We start from the raw sequence: 17,316 nt of genomic DNA, 5'->3' as shown, positions 1-17,316 counted from the left end.
AGGTGACAGTTCAGTCACTTACGGAGTGCTGTTAAATGACATGCTTATAAAATTTGATCCGAAACTCTGTACCAGTCCCTTTGTCGCTCGTTACATCAATCACGCCGTTCTGGCTTGCAATGATGCTGTGAGCCATCGCAAGCCCTATACCGATGCTTCCTTCATTAGCATTCTTTCCTTTATAAAAACGTTTGAATATATAAGGCAAATCCTCTTTCGGAATGCCCTCTCCGTTGTCAGCAATAACGATTTCCGTAAATAGCATGTTGTCGGAAAATGTGATGGTAATCGCACCGCCCTCAGGTGTATGCTCCACTCCATTCTTCAAAATATTGATAACCGCTTCAGCAGTCCAATGCAAATCGCCGTCAAAAGAGACGTTGTCATCCCCTGTGATGGAAACGGTCTGTCCCTTAATATCCATCGGAATCATAACCGGCTCCAGTGCCTTTTGGATTAGGGTTTTCATGTGTATTCGATCTTTTTTGAACGGGATAGTTCCCGTATCCATTTTCGCTAGCTTTAATAAGGATGAAACAAGCCAATCGATCCGTTCAAGCTGAATGCGAATATGATGGGTGAACTCCGTTCTTTTGAGTGGAGGCAGATCAGGGGCGCTTAACAGATCTGCCATGACTGTCATAGAGGTGATCGGTGTTTTGAGTTGATGTGAAATATCGGAGATGGCATCGGTCAGTTGAAGCTTATCCTGCTGCAATAGCGAACGATGCTCGGAGAGCATGCGTGTCACCTTGTAAATATCATTCTTTAAGATGCTAAGCTCACCTTCTTGATTATCGCGGGGGTCAAGGGAGGCCTGGCCGCTGCTAGTCTCCCGCAAATAGACGGACAGCTTCTCTAGCTCGTAATATCTCCGTTTTGTGAATAATACAGCTGTGCCGGTAAGCAGCACGGATACAATAATAACCAGGGCTGCGGCGGCAGACGAAATGAAAGCAGCAATGACGGTCGCCGATAAGCTGATCGAGCCCATGACGAGCAATAATACTAGATTTTCCCGATTGCGCAGCATCTAATCACCAACCTTATAGCCTAAACCGCGTACCGTTTTGATCAGAGCCGGCTGCTCCGGATTATCCTCCAGCTTTTCCCTTAGCCTTTTGATATAGACCGTTAACGTGTTGTCATTCACGAAGTCGCCGGCCACGTCCCAGATTTGCTCCAAGAGCTGATTCCTGCTGAGGACCTGTCCAACGTGGTTGCCAAAGATCAACAATAAGCGGTATTCCAAGGCGGTTAGCGAAATTTCGGAACCGTTTTTATATACTTTGCCTTCCAGCGTATGGATGCGCACATTGTCAATGTCGATGACCGCTCCGGCGTGGGACAGCTTCTGGTATCTCCGCAAGACGGATTTGATCCTGGAGAGAAGCTCGCGAACCCGAAAAGGTTTGGTAATGTAATCATCGGCTCCCATATCGAGCCCCATCACGACATTGACCTCATCATCAATCACCGTTAAGAAAATGACCGGAATATCCCGCCGTTCCTTCACCATCTTGCATAATTCATAGCCCGTTCCGTCTGGAAGCTGTAAATCGAACAGGCACAAAGTGAACTGATCGATGTCTTCGGCAAGCACCTTTCGAGCTGAAGCGGCATTATGGCAGAGAACAGTCCAATAACCCTCTTGCTGCAGCGAATATTCCAGTCCCGAAGCGATCGTCTTATCATCTTCAACTAATAATATTTTCATCTGAAGGTCATCCTTTACACAATCTCTTTATTATAATGCCCTCTTGTGTCGGTTTCCGGATTAAAGACAGCATGATTCATTGAGCCATTTAATTTGCCTGAGGCCATATGAATGACCTCTACAACCTGCTCTTTAGATTCAACGGTGAAGTTTAACCGGAGCGCCTCGATTCCTTTGATATTCGGCAGCTCATCCAACAGATTAAGCGTCTTCCCGTTAAGAATAGTCGCTGTACAATCCTCATGGGAAAGGATAGGGAACGTTCCTTGCTCATCTTTTAACTCATAGCTTTTCGTTCTGCAAATTCTGCATTGATTCATTTTTCTCATCGGACAATATTTGGTGAACATCAACGGAGCCTTGCCATACACAATCATTTCCAGTGCAGGATAGCCGTCATTTTCTTCAACATAGGCATTCAATACATCTTCAATTTGGCTCTTATTCATTTCATAAGATAAAGTGACTCGCTTGGCACCTAATTTATAGAGTTCATAGCAGCTAGTAGCATTAATAACGTTTAGAGAATAGTCCGTAACAAACGGATTGGTGTCTCTATAGTGATAAATGCCGCCATATCCGCCGATCAGCAGCTGCCCTTCTTGTTCCTTATAATCATTCTGATTTCTTCTAACCACATTGTCAAAATAGATCTCCTTAATTCCACAGCTCACGCAGGCATCATACTGTTCCTGATTCGTTACAGAGGCCGTAAGGTATGGCATTACAGGGGCAAAGCTTATTTTTTCTTTTGTAGACACAGCCTTGGTTCTTTTCTGCTGGCTGTTAAGCTTCAAGTCATATAAGCCCAGTACAATATCTCTTCTTGCGGCATTTAACAGCTTAGCTGGAATAAACGCATTGCCTTCCTCATAATCGACATGATTAAGTTCAAATATTGTATCATTTAATCTGGAGAATTGCTTGATGACCTGGTCTTTGGTTGTTGGGTTATTAATGGCTTCGCCTAGTATTTCCTCACTTTCATAGGAATAATTAAAGCCTAAGCCCTCCGCCTCTATGACAAGCTTTGAACCTGGATATGCATATACTCTAAGATCCAGGTCGAACCGCTTAAATTCTTTTTCCAGTGACGCTTCTAATTCCTTGTGGTAGAAATAATCCTTCGTTTTATAGACTATATCTCCCGCAGACATCTTTTCTTTGACTTTGATATAGCAGACACCATCTGCTGTGTTGATTAAGTCGCCGTCTTTGTTGTATAGCTTGGCAACCGTCAAATTAACATCTTCATTGTTGTGGCTTATTCGAATGGTATCATTTTGATTTAAAGGACGTGTAAGTGTGATTTCATACCTGTCCTTCTCAAGCCTGCTAATGGTTCCAATCTCATAACCAAAGTGATTAGGTCTTGCGATGTTTGTGATATTCCTCCGGTCCTCGTGGAACAAATATCCTTTGGTAAAGGTGCGATTAAATGTCTTCTTCAGATTTTCTTTATCTGCTTCGGTGATTTTATGATCTAACGCCTTGCGATATTTGGATACCACATTCGCCACATACGTCGGCACTTTCATTCGGCCTTCTATTTTTAAAGAATCGATTTCTTTTAAATCGTCGATATAATCGATGGTGTTCAAGTCCTTAGTGGATAAAATATAGCTTTTGCCTAAAGATGTACCTGTTGTCTGATCCATCAGATCATATTCCTTACGGCAGGAACCCACACATCTTCCGCGATTGGCGCACCGAAAGCCGCTTAGTCCTGACATTAGACAGTTTCCCGAATAAGATACACATAACGCACCGTGAACGAAAATCTCTAAAGGGATGTCAGCTGCTCTTTTGATCTCTTTGACTGTTTCAATCTTAACCTCACGGGACAGAACAACCCTTTTAGCACCAAGTTCTTTGAATAATAAAGTTCCGTCTACATCGTCTATTCCCATTTGAGTGGAACAATGTGCTTCCATATCAACAAAGTTTTTAACGATATAATCGAAGGCCGTCAGGTCCTGGACGATAATGCCATCCACACCGATTTCATTTAATTCGTGTATCTGCTCTTTCATCTCTTCCACTTCGTTTTCGAACACGATGGTATTCATGGCAACATAGATTTTAACGTCCCTCAGGTGCGCATACGTAACGGCCTCTTGTAACGTTTCTAGATCAAAATTAGATGAGTATGCGCGTGCACCAAATTTTTGCATGCCTAAGTATACTGCATCACAACCATTAGATATTGCAGCTTTTAAAGCTTCCATGTTTCCTGCTGGCGCTAATAATTCAGTCATAAATGATCCTTACCTCCTACTTCAATAACCGCTCAAACTCAGCACCATTCATCATAGAATATGAACTACACTTAAGCTGCGGCAAAAAGCACAAACCAATGGCTTGCGCTTTTGTTTCTTGCAAGTCCTAGATTTGATCCAGGTAATTACAACTACTGAAAGCAAGAAGATTTCCAAATTAGTCAAAAGTGAACTTCAACATTAGATTGTCGATTTTCCCAGTCTTATAAAGGTTTTTCGGCCCGAAAAGTTTGACAATCAAATTATAAAATCATATATTATACATAACTTTACTTTTATGAAAATATAAGAGAATAGGATGACGCTTATGAAGGAATGGTTTTATCTATTCTATCAAGACTTTGAATTACTTAGTTTTGAGCAACAAGAAACCGTCTACCTCTCATTCTACAATCTGGTTTATAAGAACACTTATTATTTGACTAATGATCACGGAATGACAGAAGATATTATTCAAGAATCTTTCTTTAAGGCTAACGCTAACGCTCATAAATACGAAATTATAAATACTAACGCTTGGATAAAACAAATTACTCGAAATACAGCATTGGATATACTTAAAAAAAATCAGTTAATCAACTTACATAGCATAAATATAGATGAAGGTAATATACAAATCCCCGAACAGCAAGTCGAGGTTATTCAACAAGTAGAAGATAAGATTAAGTATGAGCTGCTTCATCAGTCAATCATGAGCCTAAAACCTGATTATAGAATCGTTATTACTCTCTTTTATATTGAAGGGTTGTCTTACAAAGAACTTTCCGCTCTGCTGCAAATCTCAGAACAAGCAGTAAGTCAAAGACTCGCTCGTGCTCGCAAAAAATTGCTTCAACAATTTCAAGATAGATGGGGTGGTTCAAATGACTAGTCATGAAAAAATATGAATTGCAAAATTTCATAATTCAAAACCAAGAGCATTTAGAAATACCTAATAACCCCCCCATTTTGCTATCTAAAAATTCCGTTTCCTTCTTCATAACGCTTTCATAATATAATCCAACACTTCGATTTTGTATGGTAATAATCACCTTTAGTAACGTAAAATTAATGATACGAGGATATATAAAAAGATAAAGCGGTATACTGGCTGATTCCTTTTGCTTTTATCGCTAGTAACAATACATTTCAGAAATCATTTTCTTGAACATTTATTTGTCCATTATTTCCGTATTCATTACTTCAGTATCTTTGTTAACTTTAAGACCTTCTAGATAACTAATTAGCCACTTCTTTTTTATTGGATCAAATTGTAGATCTTTAACTACAAAAACATTAATACTTGGATTTCTATCAATTACTTTTCGAATTACTTCATCAGGTAACATTTTAGCTTCATCAAAGATAATATTGATTACTTTTAATTGATCTATTTCAACACTACCGGGATAGGTTGTTAAAGTGATGCCTTTGGTTGTGAACTCAATCTTTTGCCCTACTTTTAGATCTTTATTTTTCACTCCTTGAAGCCATACTGCATCATAGTATACTTCTTGGCCACCACTTGAACTGAAATCTTGTATTTTATTACTCACTGCAAGTATTCGATCATTTTCTATTTTGGTAATGTAACTCCCCTTTATATCCACTGTATTGCCCCCCCCCTTCACCTCATTGTAATTATTCTCTGAACAACCACTTAACAAAACCATTATTAGTAGTATTGCAACTAAATATAACTTCAATTTAAATCCCTCCTTTGTATCAAAATCCAAAAAAGTCACACTATTCAGTAGCAAAAATAGTGTGACTTTTAAAGTGAATTATTATGGATTTGAAAGATTTAAGGTTGAAAATATTTTATCAGTTCTAGTGAAAATAGTATAAGAAGTACCAGAAACCCACGCGTTATTAAATAAGGCACTTGCACTTTGAATTCCCATGACAGAATAAACTGAAGATGCAGATCCAACATATCTATAATAGCATACCGAAGCACCGCTATCGCCAGGAATAGCCTTATAGTTTGCTTTTACTGTGTCAACCATTATAGCTCCATTATATGTTACTGTGTAATACGCTTCTAGTATTTGTCCGGTTTGTTTTCCCGATACTGAACCGTACGCATAAACTGTTTTCCCTTGTATTAAATTAGAAGTATCAGTTGCAGCGGAACTATAGGTATCTCCATTTGAGAAAGTTTTTGTAGGAGTATAAGAACCCGTTGCTTCTACCCAAGCAGCATCCACACCGCCACCAAAAGTTTTATTTCTTAGTGTGCCAACAGTGTTACCATTAATTTTGGCAGTAGACCCTACACCAGCGGAAAGATGACCTGCTGTAACAAATCCTTTAGTACCTGAGGAATTAACTGCAGCAAATCCGACAGTCATCCCATCTGAGCCAATAACTGATTGAGTTCCATTTATGATATTAGCTGTAGTCTTGATTTGTGTTTTATCTATATCGTATTCAACAGTTTCAGGGTCTATAATTGAATTAATTTTTTCAATAGACTCTTCACTTAATTTGTCTTGAAAATAAACAACAACTTTATTTTTTTTCTCATTAAGTCCAAGGGCACGAATTTCAAGTTCATTCATTTTATCAGTTAATACATCTTTTGTTTCTCTCAATTCCTCGAAACTATTGGCTACTACATTGTACTTTACTTCATTAATGCTTTTAGAAAATTTATTGACTTCTAAAGATTTTTCAACGAAGTTGATATTAAGCACACCATTATCATCAATATAGACTCCAGCGTAAGCCTTTTCAAGATCACTGTTTGAATGAATTTGCTCCTGTATTACTTTATTTAGTTCTACTGCTCTTTCCTCTTTTGTAGAACGTGAATTAATTGAATCAGAGCCACTTTCCGCAGAGACAAAGCCATTGAATGTAAATAACATAAGCATACATGCTAAACTCATAATTTTTAAATATCTTCTCATAAATTTTTATCCTCCTGAAATTGTGTTGTGATTACTTCATTTTTTCTTTTCTATAACATAATGTTTGTTTAATTACGACAGCTACTACATTAATCAAATTAGATAAAAAATATTAATTAGTATCTTTTCAACTTTACACCTCCATATAAACTGATATGAAGCAGGTCAAAGATGTTTGTCTATATATAGAGACTGATTAATAAAAGGAATTCTAACGCTTTTTTTGTAAATATATCTAAAAAAGAAAAATAACTAAGCATATTGCTCAAATTCATTAATAAACTTTTGATTTTCAAGAGATTTAACACAGTGTGAAACCTTAAGTTATTAGGGTTTGTCTTTTTATTAAGGTCGCTTACTAAAATAGATATAAGGATGCCTTGATTTTCATCATAAAGTAGCACCACAAGGTAGTGAAGGCAAATGCCGGTGGTTATCGATTCATTGTTAAGGTATGCACCTACCAATCTTTCTCTTCTGTGGCAGACTTGGATACCCATTTAGAGGAACTGAAACTTAACCAAGTCCTTACAAAGAAACATGAGATGAAGTTAGAAGAAATTATAAAATTTCAGAGTTTGAGGAAATAAAAAAACAGATTGGCTGACAAATGAATAAGGAAAATGGAGGGAGTATCGATACGAGAGGAGAATGCCTGTGACGGGCGTTCTCCTTGGGTTTGGCTTGATGGATCGTGCGTGGTGGAGGGCATGCTTCCTTGAATTTATTTATATTGCTCTCAAATTAACTTAGGCCATCATTGAAGTACTTGATTAACTATCTACAAACATACGTTTCCTTATGCGTATCAATATAGAGTCCCCTTCGATGATACGCCCTATGTCGCAGGGCTAATTGTTTTGTGAGCAAAAATGCACCGGGGGTTAGCCCGATCCTTACGATTATAATTTTCCAATCAACTCTTCTGCTTCCCTTAGTTCGTCACTATCAAAGTATTCTTTATATTTCGTGTATATTTTCATTGCTTCCTGCCTACTATTCGCTGCATTTGTTTCGTATATAGTCAGGTATTCTTGCGCTTCCCGTAGTTGGTATTTTACTGATTTTGTTTGTGGTGCGTACCTAAAGCCGCTCACAAGGTTTTCTTTATCTTCTGCTTGGCTTCTGTTTAATTCATAATTTTGCACATGGTCGCGAATATCATCAACAATTTGTGAAGCGATAGACATTTTATATTCCCCTTTCATTATGTATACAATAATTTTACCACATTAAAAATATGTAAATTCATCCCTCATTTATGGCATTTATACCCAAATAAATCTTGAACGCCCGGTACACCTACTCAGCTGGAGCACGTGCGGCAAGTTAATGTGGCCAATGTCTCAATCACTTTCTCAGTGCGGGAGACTATTGCCGCGAACAGGCCAAGCGAACCGTACACTTGTTACGGTAAGTAGTGCGGATGTGTCCGGCTGATACCGCTTCATTGCAACTGAAATGCCTCTTCGAGACCTTTCTAACTTCTGCCGGACCGAGGGTTGCACACGAAATTACCCAGAATTCATATCTAGAGAGATAAATATACTCCTACAGCCTTTACACCATCACTTCTACAAACCTCCGTACTTCTCCCCCCCCTTTTTCGCCCTACTTATACTACCGTTCCCCGGGCTGTCTGTAACGGCAAGTTAAAAGACCCTCTCTTTATTGAATGGCCGCATACATCGCTTCCGCGATAGTAAAGAAATCTTCTTGGTTTATCTCAAAGTGGCCGGTACGGAACGGGTAGCCCCAATTCCGCTTACCGCGGGTGAAGGACAGCCTATCTAGCAAGCCTTCGATTCTTGCTTCTTGACAGGGAACATATTCGATATTCCGCCGGTAAGGTACGAACGTCGCGGACATCGCATATTCGTACACATGGTCGTCCAAAACCCGGCCAATGGCGGTGAACGCTTGCAACGGCTTGCCGTCTCCTATCTCCGTTCGGGGAGAATAGTACACAAGCCAATCCCCAGGCTGCATTCTGCGTAAGGGTGCAGATTTACCGTGACACATTTGGGCGATGCCGAGACGACGCCTATCCAATAGGAAGGGGGATGGAGAACCGTATTTCGGACAAGTTGTTCAAGACTTGAGCCCGCCAATTCTTGAATATTACCGCAGACCGTTTCCTCAAAATTACACAACGTTTCTTTCGTATTCATTGCTGAACCCAGCTCCTTTTTCTTACACTGAATCCAGCTTACAATAACGCTACTGACAGCGGTCTGTCAGTAGCGTTCGAGCATTTTTTTGATATCCTGTCTATAAATCCGGCAACCGTCACTACCCCAACACCAGGCATAGTGATCATTAATTGATTTTAGCCTAATCAAACTATATAATAATTCAATTAGTCAATAATCGTTAGGTAAAGGAATGAAGATTAAATGATAAAATCATTTTTAATGCTGGGTCAATCGAATATGGCAGGCCGTGGATTCTTGCATGAAGTCGACCCTATATATAATGAAAAAATAAAAATGCTGCGAAATGGACAGTGGCAGATGATGACAGAGCCGATTAATTATGACCGTCCGGTTTCCGGTGTGAGCCTGGCGGCGTCTTTCGCCGATGCCTGGTCGAAAGCCCATTCTGATGATGAAATTGGTTTGATTCCTTGTGCAGAAGGTGGCAGCTCGTTGAATGATTGGCATCCGGAGGGCATCCTTTTTCAGCATGCTTTGTCTGAAGCTCGCTTTGCCTTGCGGTCCAGTCAAATCTGCGGAATTCTTTGGCACCAGGGAGAGAGCGACAGTTATCATTCGCTGCATGAAACCTATTACGAGAAATTAACCCTGATCATCGAGACCCTTAGAAACGAATTGAAGCTTGATGAGGTGCCGTTGATCATTGGCGGACTTGGTGATTTCCTTGGGAAGACTGGTTTTGGACAGCAAGCGACAGAGTATTTGCAGGTAAATGAACAGTTGCAGCGCTTCGCTAACGAACAGCAAAATTGTTATTTTGTAACAGGAGCAGAGTTGACCGCGAATCCTGATGGCATTCATATAAACGCAGTTTCGCAACGCAAATTCGGCTACCGCTATTTCGAAGCTTTTTCGAACAAGTGTCATGTCTTGGAGCCCCTCCGGGGAGAGGAGCAATCGCTGAAAGTGGAGCGCGACTATTCAAAAACAGAACAGATCTACCTTCATAGCATGGATTTGGCTTTGGGTAAAATTACTTACGCCGAATTCGAGGCGCAGATGGTTAAGGTTATGCAGGTCTGATCCCTTTTGCTTAACGGATCTATCGGTGAAAACAAAGGGCGGCCTAGAAGGCCGCCACTGTTGTTTATACTATGAATAGATAGGCTTGATTCATAATGATTCTTTATAGTAATTCCTTCAGTACATTTCTAGCCACACGTACCTTCTCGTCATTGGCCTCACGGAGCATACCTACCATATCCTGAATATCACGCTCTGCTGCGGTAACCATGAACTCCTCACCCTGGTAGGCAAACAACTGAATGATATTCACCTCAAGCGATTCTGCAATCTTATGTAAATTCAATAAAGAAACGTTCTTCTCCCCACGTTCAATCTGACCTATGTATGAAAAATGAAACCCGCCGATCTCCCCAAGCGCCTCCTGCGACAGGCCCCGCTCTTTCCGAAGAGCACGAATCCGGGCTCCTACCTGCTTCAATATTTCCTTATCCATCACAGTATTCACCTCTCCATGTTCAAAGTGCAGACAAGTTCCGCTCAAAATAAGATAGCCTAATGTACCTTTCCAGCGTTACCATAGTCTATAACTTCCAAAAAATGATATGATTTTTATATTCTATACCGGCATCTTTATTATAAACAGAGGTGAAGTGAGAATATGTTCATACCAAAAGAAGTAGTACATACCAGAAACCATAAGTATTGGGCGCTAACTAACCATGTAATTAAAGCTAAGAACCAAATTTCTTGTTCCGCTGCCGCTACACTTATCATCCATAATGACACTATTGTTAATGAAAGCTACTTTGGTTCATATGAGTATAATTCAAAGATACAATCTGTAACGCCCTCAACCCGGTTTAATGTTGCTTCAGTAAGAAAGTCTTACATTGGCTTTGCGATCAGCCTGGCCTTATACCAAAATAAACTTTCAAGCATTGATGATTATATTTCAGATTACTTAGAAGATCTAAACCCAGCTGCTGTTGAAGGGGTTAGAATAAGACATTTATTAACACATACTCATGGACTCAAAAATAATCAAGAGAAACTTTTCCCGCCGGGAACGAATTGGAAGTATAACAATATAGGAATCAATATGCTTATTAGATTAATAAAGAATTTATTTGAAGCGCCCCTATCAGAGGTCATGCAACAATATGTTTTCAAACCCTGCAATTTCATTGAGACAGGTTGGTGTAAGAATAGAGATGACAATTTAGTCTGGTTAAATGAAGAATATGCTGATGACCAAGGGGGGGAAGCCAATCTTTTTGTAAGTACCCGTGAATTGGCCTTTTGGGGTTATCTTCACCTGAACCGTGGACTCGTCAATGGACAACAAATTGTTCCGAAAGAGGTTATAGAACAAGCTACAACCAATCAGAGCCCAGCAAATCTTGATGATACTCTGCCTAGAAATGGCTTCGCTTGGTGGATTCAGGATAAGCCTAGAGCTATTTCTGAAATAGGAAACACACTCCCACCCGAGTCCTACCAAATGCTGGGACTAACTGGCTGTGCCTGTTTGGTTATTCCTGAACATCGGCTAGTCGCGGTTAGAATGTACAATCAAGCAGGTCCAAATCCACCAGGGTACGACTACTTGGAGGATATTAAAGCATTTGGAGACAAAGTCTTATCGTGTACTCTGAACTAATGTTAGCCAAAGCTGGATCATCAGGGTTTGCGGGAGCGAATTTGTCTGGTCTTCTGCAAGATGGCTTATTGCGGGAGGAGGCCTGGCAGTTCTTGCAGGTGTAACTATTAATGAATTTAATACTGCAAAGATGGATATGCAAAAGTCGTACATTAACATCACCCAACTTTAAAATTCACTAGTAAGGTTTGATCCCTATGTATTTAAAGATATTTATAGTGATTGGTATTGCCTGGCTTATGTTTTATAGCATATACTCAGCCTACAAAAAAGACCGTAACCCTCAAAACACATCTTTGAGTTTTATAATTACTTTTACATTGTTTAGTGTGTCTCTTTTACTGGCAGATAAAACAGATTATTCTTATATATTGGTGCTAATCAGCATAGCTATCCTTATTCATAATATCAGTATTTTTTTCGGCAGACGGAGAAAGAAGTAAGCGAATAGCAGGGTTGCAAAAGGGAGATTAACAGTTGTTCGTAGCTGCTAATCTCCCTTTTTGTAACCATCGTTGATACGTTAGCCAAAAGGGTGTGATTTCACAACCCCGTGTCATTGACATCCACTACCGGAAATTCTCCACATACTCCTGCAGAAACGCTTCCAGCTTGCGCGGCTCTCTGCCGAGCAGGCGCTGCACAGTGTCATTTGGACGTTCTGGAACCACCATAGACATGGATTGAATCTCCACAACGTGGTTCGCAAGCCAAGGAGGCATATTCCCGTGTTCAATAAGATTACGGAGTAGTTCTTGAGGTTCCATGTTGATGTAACTTATCGGCCGATTGAGCAGGGCGGACAGCCGGGCCGCGATCTGAGGATAGCTGAAAATCTCTGAACCCGTAAGCGTATATATTTGACCTGTGACCTCAGGGTTAGTTAGAGCTTCTGCGGCAACATCTGCGATATCGCGGCAGTCAATGAAGTTACACGGTGAATGGCCCATGGAGCCGAAGAAAACATTTTGGGTTGTAATGGTTGGTGCAAAGCGCATTAGGTTTTGCATGAATGCATACGGGCGCAACACGGTGTGGGTGAGATCTGATTCCCTCAGCACTTGCTCGATTTCTGTATGCCAGCCCGCCACTGCTACTGGAGAGCTCTGCTCAAAGGCAGGGCTGGATATTTTCACGATGTGCTCGATTCCAGATTCGCCTGCAATCTGAATGATTGAAGTTTCCAATTCAATTTGTCTTGGACTGTTGGACATGGCGAGGAAGAGCTGGCTGGCACCTGTACATGCGCGGCGCAGCGATTCGGGGTCAGCAGCATCTGCCCATACGACCTCGATAGCTGATCGGCCCTTTTCTCCGACCTGCTTACGCAACTGCTCTGGCTCTCTACTCAGAGCCCTGACGGGCACGCCAAGATCAGCCAAACGTTCCAAAAGCGCACTGCCTATCGTACCTGTTGCTCCCACAATAACTATCATTTTTTTCTTCTCCTTTTGAATGTCAAATGGGTGGTAACGGCGAGACGCCACCGCCATGTCACTATCGTGCTTGCTATGAATCCAGACAACGGGAAATCGGTCCAGACGCGATCGACCCAGGCCAAGTGATGGCCCGGCATCATAAGTTCCAGTACACCAGATGTCACCCATGCCGCGCATAGGCCATACAAGGACCCAGCTATTGCGAACCCTCCTACCACAACCAAGTGAGGTGCACCTGTGACCCATCGCATATGACCCAACCGGCTGCGCAATATAAGGCCAATCATCAAAGCCATCAAAGCTGATGCACCGCCGATTGTCGTCAATGCTCCGATTTGAAGCCCCCTATCAGCAGTAACCAATCCCCCAATACCTGCCATGATGGCAGGAGCAGCATAGGCCATTACAACTTCACGCCATAGTGCAAAGGGCTTTTTTCTGGAACCCACCGTCTTGATACCGTAAGCATCATCTGGCGGATTCGGGTATTTCATCTGGTTCATTTCGTTGCCCCTTCCTTCTCTGAGATCATTCCGTCGAGTGCTTTCAGTGAGATATAATTAGGAACCTAACTATATAGGAGTAAAAAGAGGCTAGCATTACTAGCCCATTCTACTCATTACTGATGTTTCATTTTGGTTGCGAGCCTGGTTCGTCCGTAAGGGCAGAGATGCCTTGTGTAACCCGGCCCAGCAAGTCGAGGAATACGCTGCGCTCGTCTATACTGAGTAAGCCCACCATGGCCTCCAGCCAAGCGAAATGCTCAGGAGCCATTTCATGTAGCTTCTTCGCTCCTCCTTCCGTCAGAATAACCGATTTCTGACGGCCATCCTCTGAGCTTAACCGCCTGGATACTAGGCCATCCCGTTCAAGAATGTCGATCAGACCAGTCACTGTAGCACGCGTAACGCCTAGATGCTCTGCTAATTGCGAAGGCAACTCTTCTCCTTCGTGATCTTCGAGATCTGCCAATACACGATATCGGCCTGTTGATAAGCCGAATCTGGAGAAATGAATCTCCGAGGCATGCCCAAGCTGGGCTCCCGCTGCCATTAGCCTAGACGCGACGAGTATAGCTTGGGCGTCTATGTCCAGGTTATAGCGATCAATCTGACGCTTGGATTGTACAAGGGAGGGAATTGCCTCCATGTCATTTATTTTTCTATTATTGTTGTTCATATATATAGTATGGTTCCTAATTACTTTTATGTCAACCAGCGTAAAGCAAGATTTAATCATATATTATATTTTTTCCTTCTTCAGTCCGCCCGTAATTCACGAGGCTCCAGCAGCTCTCACTCCTTGCCTGTTACCGTACCTTTACCCGAGATGGTCAGCAGCATGGAGAGCAATCGATCGACTCGCATGATTGTGTATGACGCTAAAGTAACGTCTCCTCCTCTGGATGGAATTCATTTTTCATATTACAAAAAACCCCTTGCAGATGAAGCTCACAAGGGATCAGTTCTCTTTATATCTTTGAAAATTTCGCCCTGCATCAAACCTTTAGAAAAACTACTCCCCTAGGTCTTGTGCAAGCCACCCTGAGTTATCGAGGCGATTGGGATCAGTTCCAATCAAATCCGCCAGGTGTTTCTCTAATTCCTCGAGCTGGGCGCTTCCAATCTGTCGGGCCCATTTATCCCGCAACTCATCAAAGATCTCTTCAGCTTCTCGCAGCATTTCTAACCCGCGTGCGGTGACACGAAGGCGTTTGCGCCGAGCGTCAAGTGGATCGACTTCGCGAACGACGTACGCTCGCTTTTGAAGGATGTCAATGGTTTTCGCCGCAGCTTGTTTTGAGACCATTAAGCGCCGGCCTAGCTCCGAAGCACTGTCGGCTCCAGAAGCAATGGCCCGAATTGCTACGTCGTGAACGGGGCGAACATCCTCGTATCCCCGAGCAGCAAGTTCAGCTTGCGCAGCCTCCACTAGTGAACGATAGCCGCCAATTAAAAGCATTGTTAGAGTAGCACCTGAATTAGACATAGTAAAATTATAATAGCATAGCTACTGATGATCCGTCAAAAACACTATACTCGTGAATATACTGCTTGACAAAGACAACTTGGTTGTCTATTATACAAATGGACAACCAAGTTGTCTAAGTGAATTGAAGGAGGATTTTTGAATGACTATAAATAAAACAGGGGTTACACTGACTGGTATCTCCCATCACTACGCAGAAGTTAACGGAACCAAGCTTCACTACGTATCAGCAGGAACTACTGGCACTCCAATCCTACTGGTTCATGGTTTCCCTGAGACTTGGTGGACTTTTCGAAAACTAATTCCACTTTTAGCCGAGAATCACCGTGTCTTTGCCGTAGACCTACGCGGTTTCGGTGACTCAGACAATGCGCCTGGTAATTACGACAGCAAGACCTCTGCAGAAGACTTGCATTTTCTTATCAAAGAGCTCAATGTTGGCCCAGTTCACCTCACAGGCCAAGACATAAGCGGGGCAACCGTCTTCCGCCTCGCGGTTACCTATCCGGAGGATGTACTCAGCTTCACCGCGATCGAGATGGGCCTACCTGGATTCGGCTTAGAAATGCTGGCCGATGTCACACATGGGGGTACCTGGTACATCGGCGTTTTTGCTGCTCCGAACATCCCCGAGATGCTGCTCTCCGGCCGCGAACGTGAATTCCTTGGACAATTCGTATTCCCAACCATGAGTGCGACACCAGGGGCAATCACTGAAGCCGACATCGGCGAGTTCGTACGCACCTATTCCCGTCCCAACGGTTGGCGGGGAACGATTGGCCTCTACCAGTCTATGCTTCAGGAGGGCGAAGACATTGCAGCTCTCGCCGCCGCCCACAAACTGAGTATGCCCGTGCTAGCGATCGGAGCCGGAGGAGGTGAGTTTACTTTTGCAACAATAAGCCAGGTAGCGTCAGGCGAAGTCCGGTCGGTTTCACTTGATGGCGTCGGCCACTATGCAGCACTAGAGGCACCCGAGAAGGTAGCAGCTGCTCTTCTCGAATTCTTTGACAGCATGTCTACGATAAATTATTTATAATCATTTAATGCTGCTTCTCCCGACATCGCCCTTGAATCGGCTAATAAAGGCTGGTCAATACGCACAGCCGCCAAATAGAAGATTTGGCGGCCCTGTTTGAAACCAGTGCAATCTTAAGCTTTATCGCAGGTAGCCAAAAAAGGTACTGAGCATTTTTCTTTGCCCTACTTATGATACGGTTCACCGCGCTGGCACTAACGGCAAATTTCACTTACAGTAATGACGACATTCCCCTTCTTATGTTTTTGTTCGACATAACGATGGGCATCCGGAATTTGTTCCAGCGAATAGCATCTATCAATAACAGGCTTAAGGGTACCGGCCTCAAGCAGCTCTTGGAGGAAGATAAGATCTTCAACGCGAGGCTTGTATGACATATCCACACTCACATACTTCCCGTTCGTACGCAGAGCTTTTTTGAATGCCGATTTTTTGATTTTCGATATCGTTTGCCCAACGGCATCAAAGATCAAATCATAGCTTTCTTCATGCGCCATGAACTTCTGTTTCGTATAATCTATGACCCGATCGGCTCCTATAGATCTTACCAGCTCAAGATTAGCAGTACTGCATACCCCTGTTACATCTGCCCCATAATATTTGGCAAGCTGGACCGCATAAGTTCCCACACTTCCAGAGGCTCCATAAATAAGCACCTTCATTCCGCTCGCGAGTTGCCCCTTCCTTAGAAGGTTCAACGCGGTGAGCCCCCCGACGGGAATAGCGGCAGCCTGCTCATAGCTCACATTGACCGGCTTCATGACCACCAGTCCATCTTCAGGCAGACATTTGTACTCGGCATATGCACCGAAGCTGAAACCACAAGACGCAAATATTTGATCGCCAATCTTAAAGCGTGTTACATTTTTGCCTGCGGCTTCAACTTCCCCGGCTAACTCAAACCCCAATATCGTTACCTTTTTGGGCCTTAAGAGACCATTGTACAATCTTGCAAGGAACGGGTCGGCCTTTCGCATACGCCAGTCCCCCGCTGTTACCGTTGCCGCATAGATTCTGACAAGGACTTCGTTATCCTTCGGTGCGGGTTTCTCTAGCTCCTTCAGGTGAAGCACATCAGGCGAACCGTATTTGGCATATACCATTGCTCTCATCCTTT

At 42.5% G+C, this 17,316-nt stretch carries 16 protein-coding genes and 1 pseudogene; 4 read left to right on the top strand and 13 right to left on the bottom strand.

The genetic code is table 11. The features are described from left to right. Positions 1–31 precede the first annotated feature (31 nt). Genes NSS64_RS29090 through NSS64_RS29080 form a run of 3 tightly spaced genes read right to left on the bottom strand, consistent with a single transcriptional unit; the run spans position 32 to position 3,975 of the window. The gene (locus tag NSS64_RS29090; RefSeq protein ID WP_341142359.1) at positions 32–1,033 is read right to left on the bottom strand and encodes a sensor histidine kinase; all 1,002 of its coding nucleotides are present in this window, start codon (positions 1,031–1,033) and stop codon (positions 32–34) included. After that, positions 1,034–1,717 (bottom strand): response regulator transcription factor, encoded by a 684-nt coding sequence (locus NSS64_RS29085; protein WP_341142358.1) that lies wholly within the window; start codon positions 1,715–1,717, stop codon positions 1,034–1,036. It abuts the gene before it with no gap. Between the two features lie 14 nt (positions 1,718–1,731). Continuing rightward, the gene (locus NSS64_RS29080; protein ID WP_341142357.1) at positions 1,732–3,975 is read right to left on the bottom strand and encodes a U32 family peptidase; all 2,244 of its coding nucleotides are present in this window, start codon (positions 3,973–3,975) and stop codon (positions 1,732–1,734) included. Between the two features lie 328 nt (positions 3,976–4,303). Between NSS64_RS29080 and NSS64_RS29075 the strand changes: the two genes are divergently transcribed. Continuing rightward, positions 4,304–4,867, top strand: a complete 564-nt coding sequence (locus NSS64_RS29075; RefSeq protein ID WP_341142356.1) for an RNA polymerase sigma factor — start codon at positions 4,304–4,306, stop codon at positions 4,865–4,867. 280 nt (positions 4,868–5,147) lie between these two features. Here the strand turns inward: NSS64_RS29075 and NSS64_RS29070 are convergent, their stop codons facing one another. The 4 genes and pseudogenes from NSS64_RS29070 to NSS64_RS29055 all read right to left on the bottom strand — a co-directional run bounded on the left by NSS64_RS29070 (position 5,148) and on the right by NSS64_RS29055 (position 8,938). Then, positions 5,148–5,681, bottom strand: coding sequence for a DUF3221 domain-containing protein (locus NSS64_RS29070; RefSeq protein ID WP_341142355.1), 534 nt, complete (start codon positions 5,679–5,681; stop codon positions 5,148–5,150). 81 nt (positions 5,682–5,762) lie between these two features. Beyond that, positions 5,763–6,890 carry a S1 family peptidase gene (locus tag NSS64_RS29065; protein WP_341142354.1) on the bottom strand — a complete coding sequence of 376 codons (1,128 nt, stop codon included), beginning with the start codon at positions 6,888–6,890 and terminating at the stop codon, positions 5,763–5,765. Between the two features lie 902 nt (positions 6,891–7,792). Next, positions 7,793–8,080, bottom strand: a complete 288-nt coding sequence (locus NSS64_RS29060) for a hypothetical protein (RefSeq protein ID WP_341142353.1) — start codon at positions 8,078–8,080, stop codon at positions 7,793–7,795. Between the two features lie 478 nt (positions 8,081–8,558). Beyond that, a pseudogene (locus NSS64_RS29055) lies at positions 8,559–8,938 on the bottom strand (EVE domain-containing protein). Between the two features lie 348 nt (positions 8,939–9,286). On the opposite strand from NSS64_RS29055, the gene NSS64_RS29050 reads away from it, so the two are divergent. Further along, a complete protein-coding gene (locus tag NSS64_RS29050; protein WP_341142351.1) occupies positions 9,287–10,129 on the top strand; it encodes a sialate O-acetylesterase in 843 nt (280 codons plus the stop codon). 103 nt (positions 10,130–10,232) lie between these two features. Here NSS64_RS29050 and NSS64_RS29045 read toward each other — a convergent pair whose 3' ends face one another. After that, positions 10,233–10,568, bottom strand: a complete 336-nt coding sequence (locus NSS64_RS29045; protein WP_341142350.1) for a helix-turn-helix domain-containing protein — start codon at positions 10,566–10,568, stop codon at positions 10,233–10,235. 162 nt (positions 10,569–10,730) lie between these two features. Between NSS64_RS29045 and NSS64_RS29040 the strand changes: the two genes are divergently transcribed. Then, positions 10,731–11,732, top strand: coding sequence for a serine hydrolase domain-containing protein (locus tag NSS64_RS29040; RefSeq protein WP_341142349.1), 1,002 nt, complete (start codon positions 10,731–10,733; stop codon positions 11,730–11,732). Between the two features lie 569 nt (positions 11,733–12,301). Here NSS64_RS29040 and NSS64_RS29035 read toward each other — a convergent pair. The 4 genes from NSS64_RS29035 to NSS64_RS29020 form a co-directional block, all read right to left on the bottom strand. Further along, positions 12,302–13,168, bottom strand: coding sequence for an SDR family oxidoreductase (locus NSS64_RS29035; protein WP_341142348.1), 867 nt, complete (start codon positions 13,166–13,168; stop codon positions 12,302–12,304). Beyond that, the gene (locus NSS64_RS29030) at positions 13,165–13,674 is read right to left on the bottom strand and encodes a hypothetical protein (RefSeq protein ID WP_341142347.1); all 510 of its coding nucleotides are present in this window, start codon (positions 13,672–13,674) and stop codon (positions 13,165–13,167) included. The genes NSS64_RS29035 and NSS64_RS29030 overlap by 4 nt, the downstream gene beginning before the upstream one ends. A 127-nt stretch (positions 13,675–13,801) precedes the next feature. Next, entirely contained in the window at positions 13,802–14,350 is a 549-nt protein-coding gene (locus NSS64_RS29025; RefSeq protein ID WP_341142346.1) for a MarR family winged helix-turn-helix transcriptional regulator, read from the bottom strand. A 336-nt stretch (positions 14,351–14,686) separates the two neighbouring features. Further along, positions 14,687–15,133: a MarR family winged helix-turn-helix transcriptional regulator gene (locus tag NSS64_RS29020; RefSeq protein ID WP_341142345.1), complete on the bottom strand. Its 447-nt coding sequence runs from the start codon at positions 15,131–15,133 to the stop codon at positions 14,687–14,689. 169 nt (positions 15,134–15,302) lie between these two features. On the opposite strand from NSS64_RS29020, the gene NSS64_RS29015 reads away from it, so the two are divergent. Next, positions 15,303–16,199 (top strand): alpha/beta fold hydrolase, encoded by an 897-nt coding sequence (locus tag NSS64_RS29015; RefSeq protein ID WP_341142344.1) that lies wholly within the window; start codon positions 15,303–15,305, stop codon positions 16,197–16,199. A 194-nt stretch (positions 16,200–16,393) separates the two neighbouring features. Here NSS64_RS29015 and NSS64_RS29010 read toward each other — a convergent pair whose 3' ends face one another. Then, positions 16,394–17,311, bottom strand: a complete 918-nt coding sequence (locus NSS64_RS29010) for an NAD(P)-dependent alcohol dehydrogenase (protein WP_341142343.1) — start codon at positions 17,309–17,311, stop codon at positions 16,394–16,396. Positions 17,312–17,316 lie beyond the last annotated feature (5 nt).

Source organism: Paenibacillus sp. FSL H8-0122 (assembly GCF_038005345.1).
Taxonomy (GTDB): Bacteria; Bacillota; Bacilli; order Paenibacillales; family Paenibacillaceae; genus Paenibacillus_AQ.
Note: the sequence above shows the minus strand (reverse complement) of the source record. Positions and strands in the feature narration are given on the sequence as shown.

Bases quoted from the DNA above. Each gene is read 5' to 3' on its own strand.
- NSS64_RS29060 (WP_341142353.1), bottom strand. From the start codon at position 8,080: ATGTCTATCGCTTCACAAATTGTTGATGATATTCGCGACCATGTGCAA.
- NSS64_RS29025 (WP_341142346.1), bottom strand. From the start codon at position 14,350: ATGAACAACAATAATAGAAAAATAAATGACATGGAGGCAATTCCCTCC.
- NSS64_RS29040 (WP_341142349.1), top strand. From the start codon at position 10,731: ATGTTCATACCAAAAGAAGTAGTACATACCAGAAACCATAAGTATTGG.
- NSS64_RS29035 (WP_341142348.1), bottom strand. From the start codon at position 13,168: ATGATAGTTATTGTGGGAGCAACAGGTACGATAGGCAGTGCGCTTTTG.
- NSS64_RS29075 (WP_341142356.1), top strand. From the start codon at position 4,304: ATGAAGGAATGGTTTTATCTATTCTATCAAGACTTTGAATTACTTAGT.
- NSS64_RS29085 (WP_341142358.1), bottom strand. From the start codon at position 1,717: ATGAAAATATTATTAGTTGAAGATGATAAGACGATCGCTTCGGGACTG.
- NSS64_RS29020 (WP_341142345.1), bottom strand. From the start codon at position 15,133: ATGCTTTTAATTGGCGGCTATCGTTCACTAGTGGAGGCTGCGCAAGCT.
- NSS64_RS29065 (WP_341142354.1), bottom strand. From the start codon at position 6,890: ATGAGAAGATATTTAAAAATTATGAGTTTAGCATGTATGCTTATGTTA.
- NSS64_RS29050 (WP_341142351.1), top strand. From the start codon at position 9,287: ATGATAAAATCATTTTTAATGCTGGGTCAATCGAATATGGCAGGCCGT.
- NSS64_RS29015 (WP_341142344.1), top strand. From the start codon at position 15,303: ATGACTATAAATAAAACAGGGGTTACACTGACTGGTATCTCCCATCAC.
- NSS64_RS29030 (WP_341142347.1), bottom strand. From the start codon at position 13,674: ATGAACCAGATGAAATACCCGAATCCGCCAGATGATGCTTACGGTATC.
- NSS64_RS29010 (WP_341142343.1), bottom strand. From the start codon at position 17,311: ATGAGAGCAATGGTATATGCCAAATACGGTTCGCCTGATGTGCTTCAC.
- NSS64_RS29080 (WP_341142357.1), bottom strand. From the start codon at position 3,975: ATGACTGAATTATTAGCGCCAGCAGGAAACATGGAAGCTTTAAAAGCT.
- NSS64_RS29090 (WP_341142359.1), bottom strand. From the start codon at position 1,033: ATGCTGCGCAATCGGGAAAATCTAGTATTATTGCTCGTCATGGGCTCG.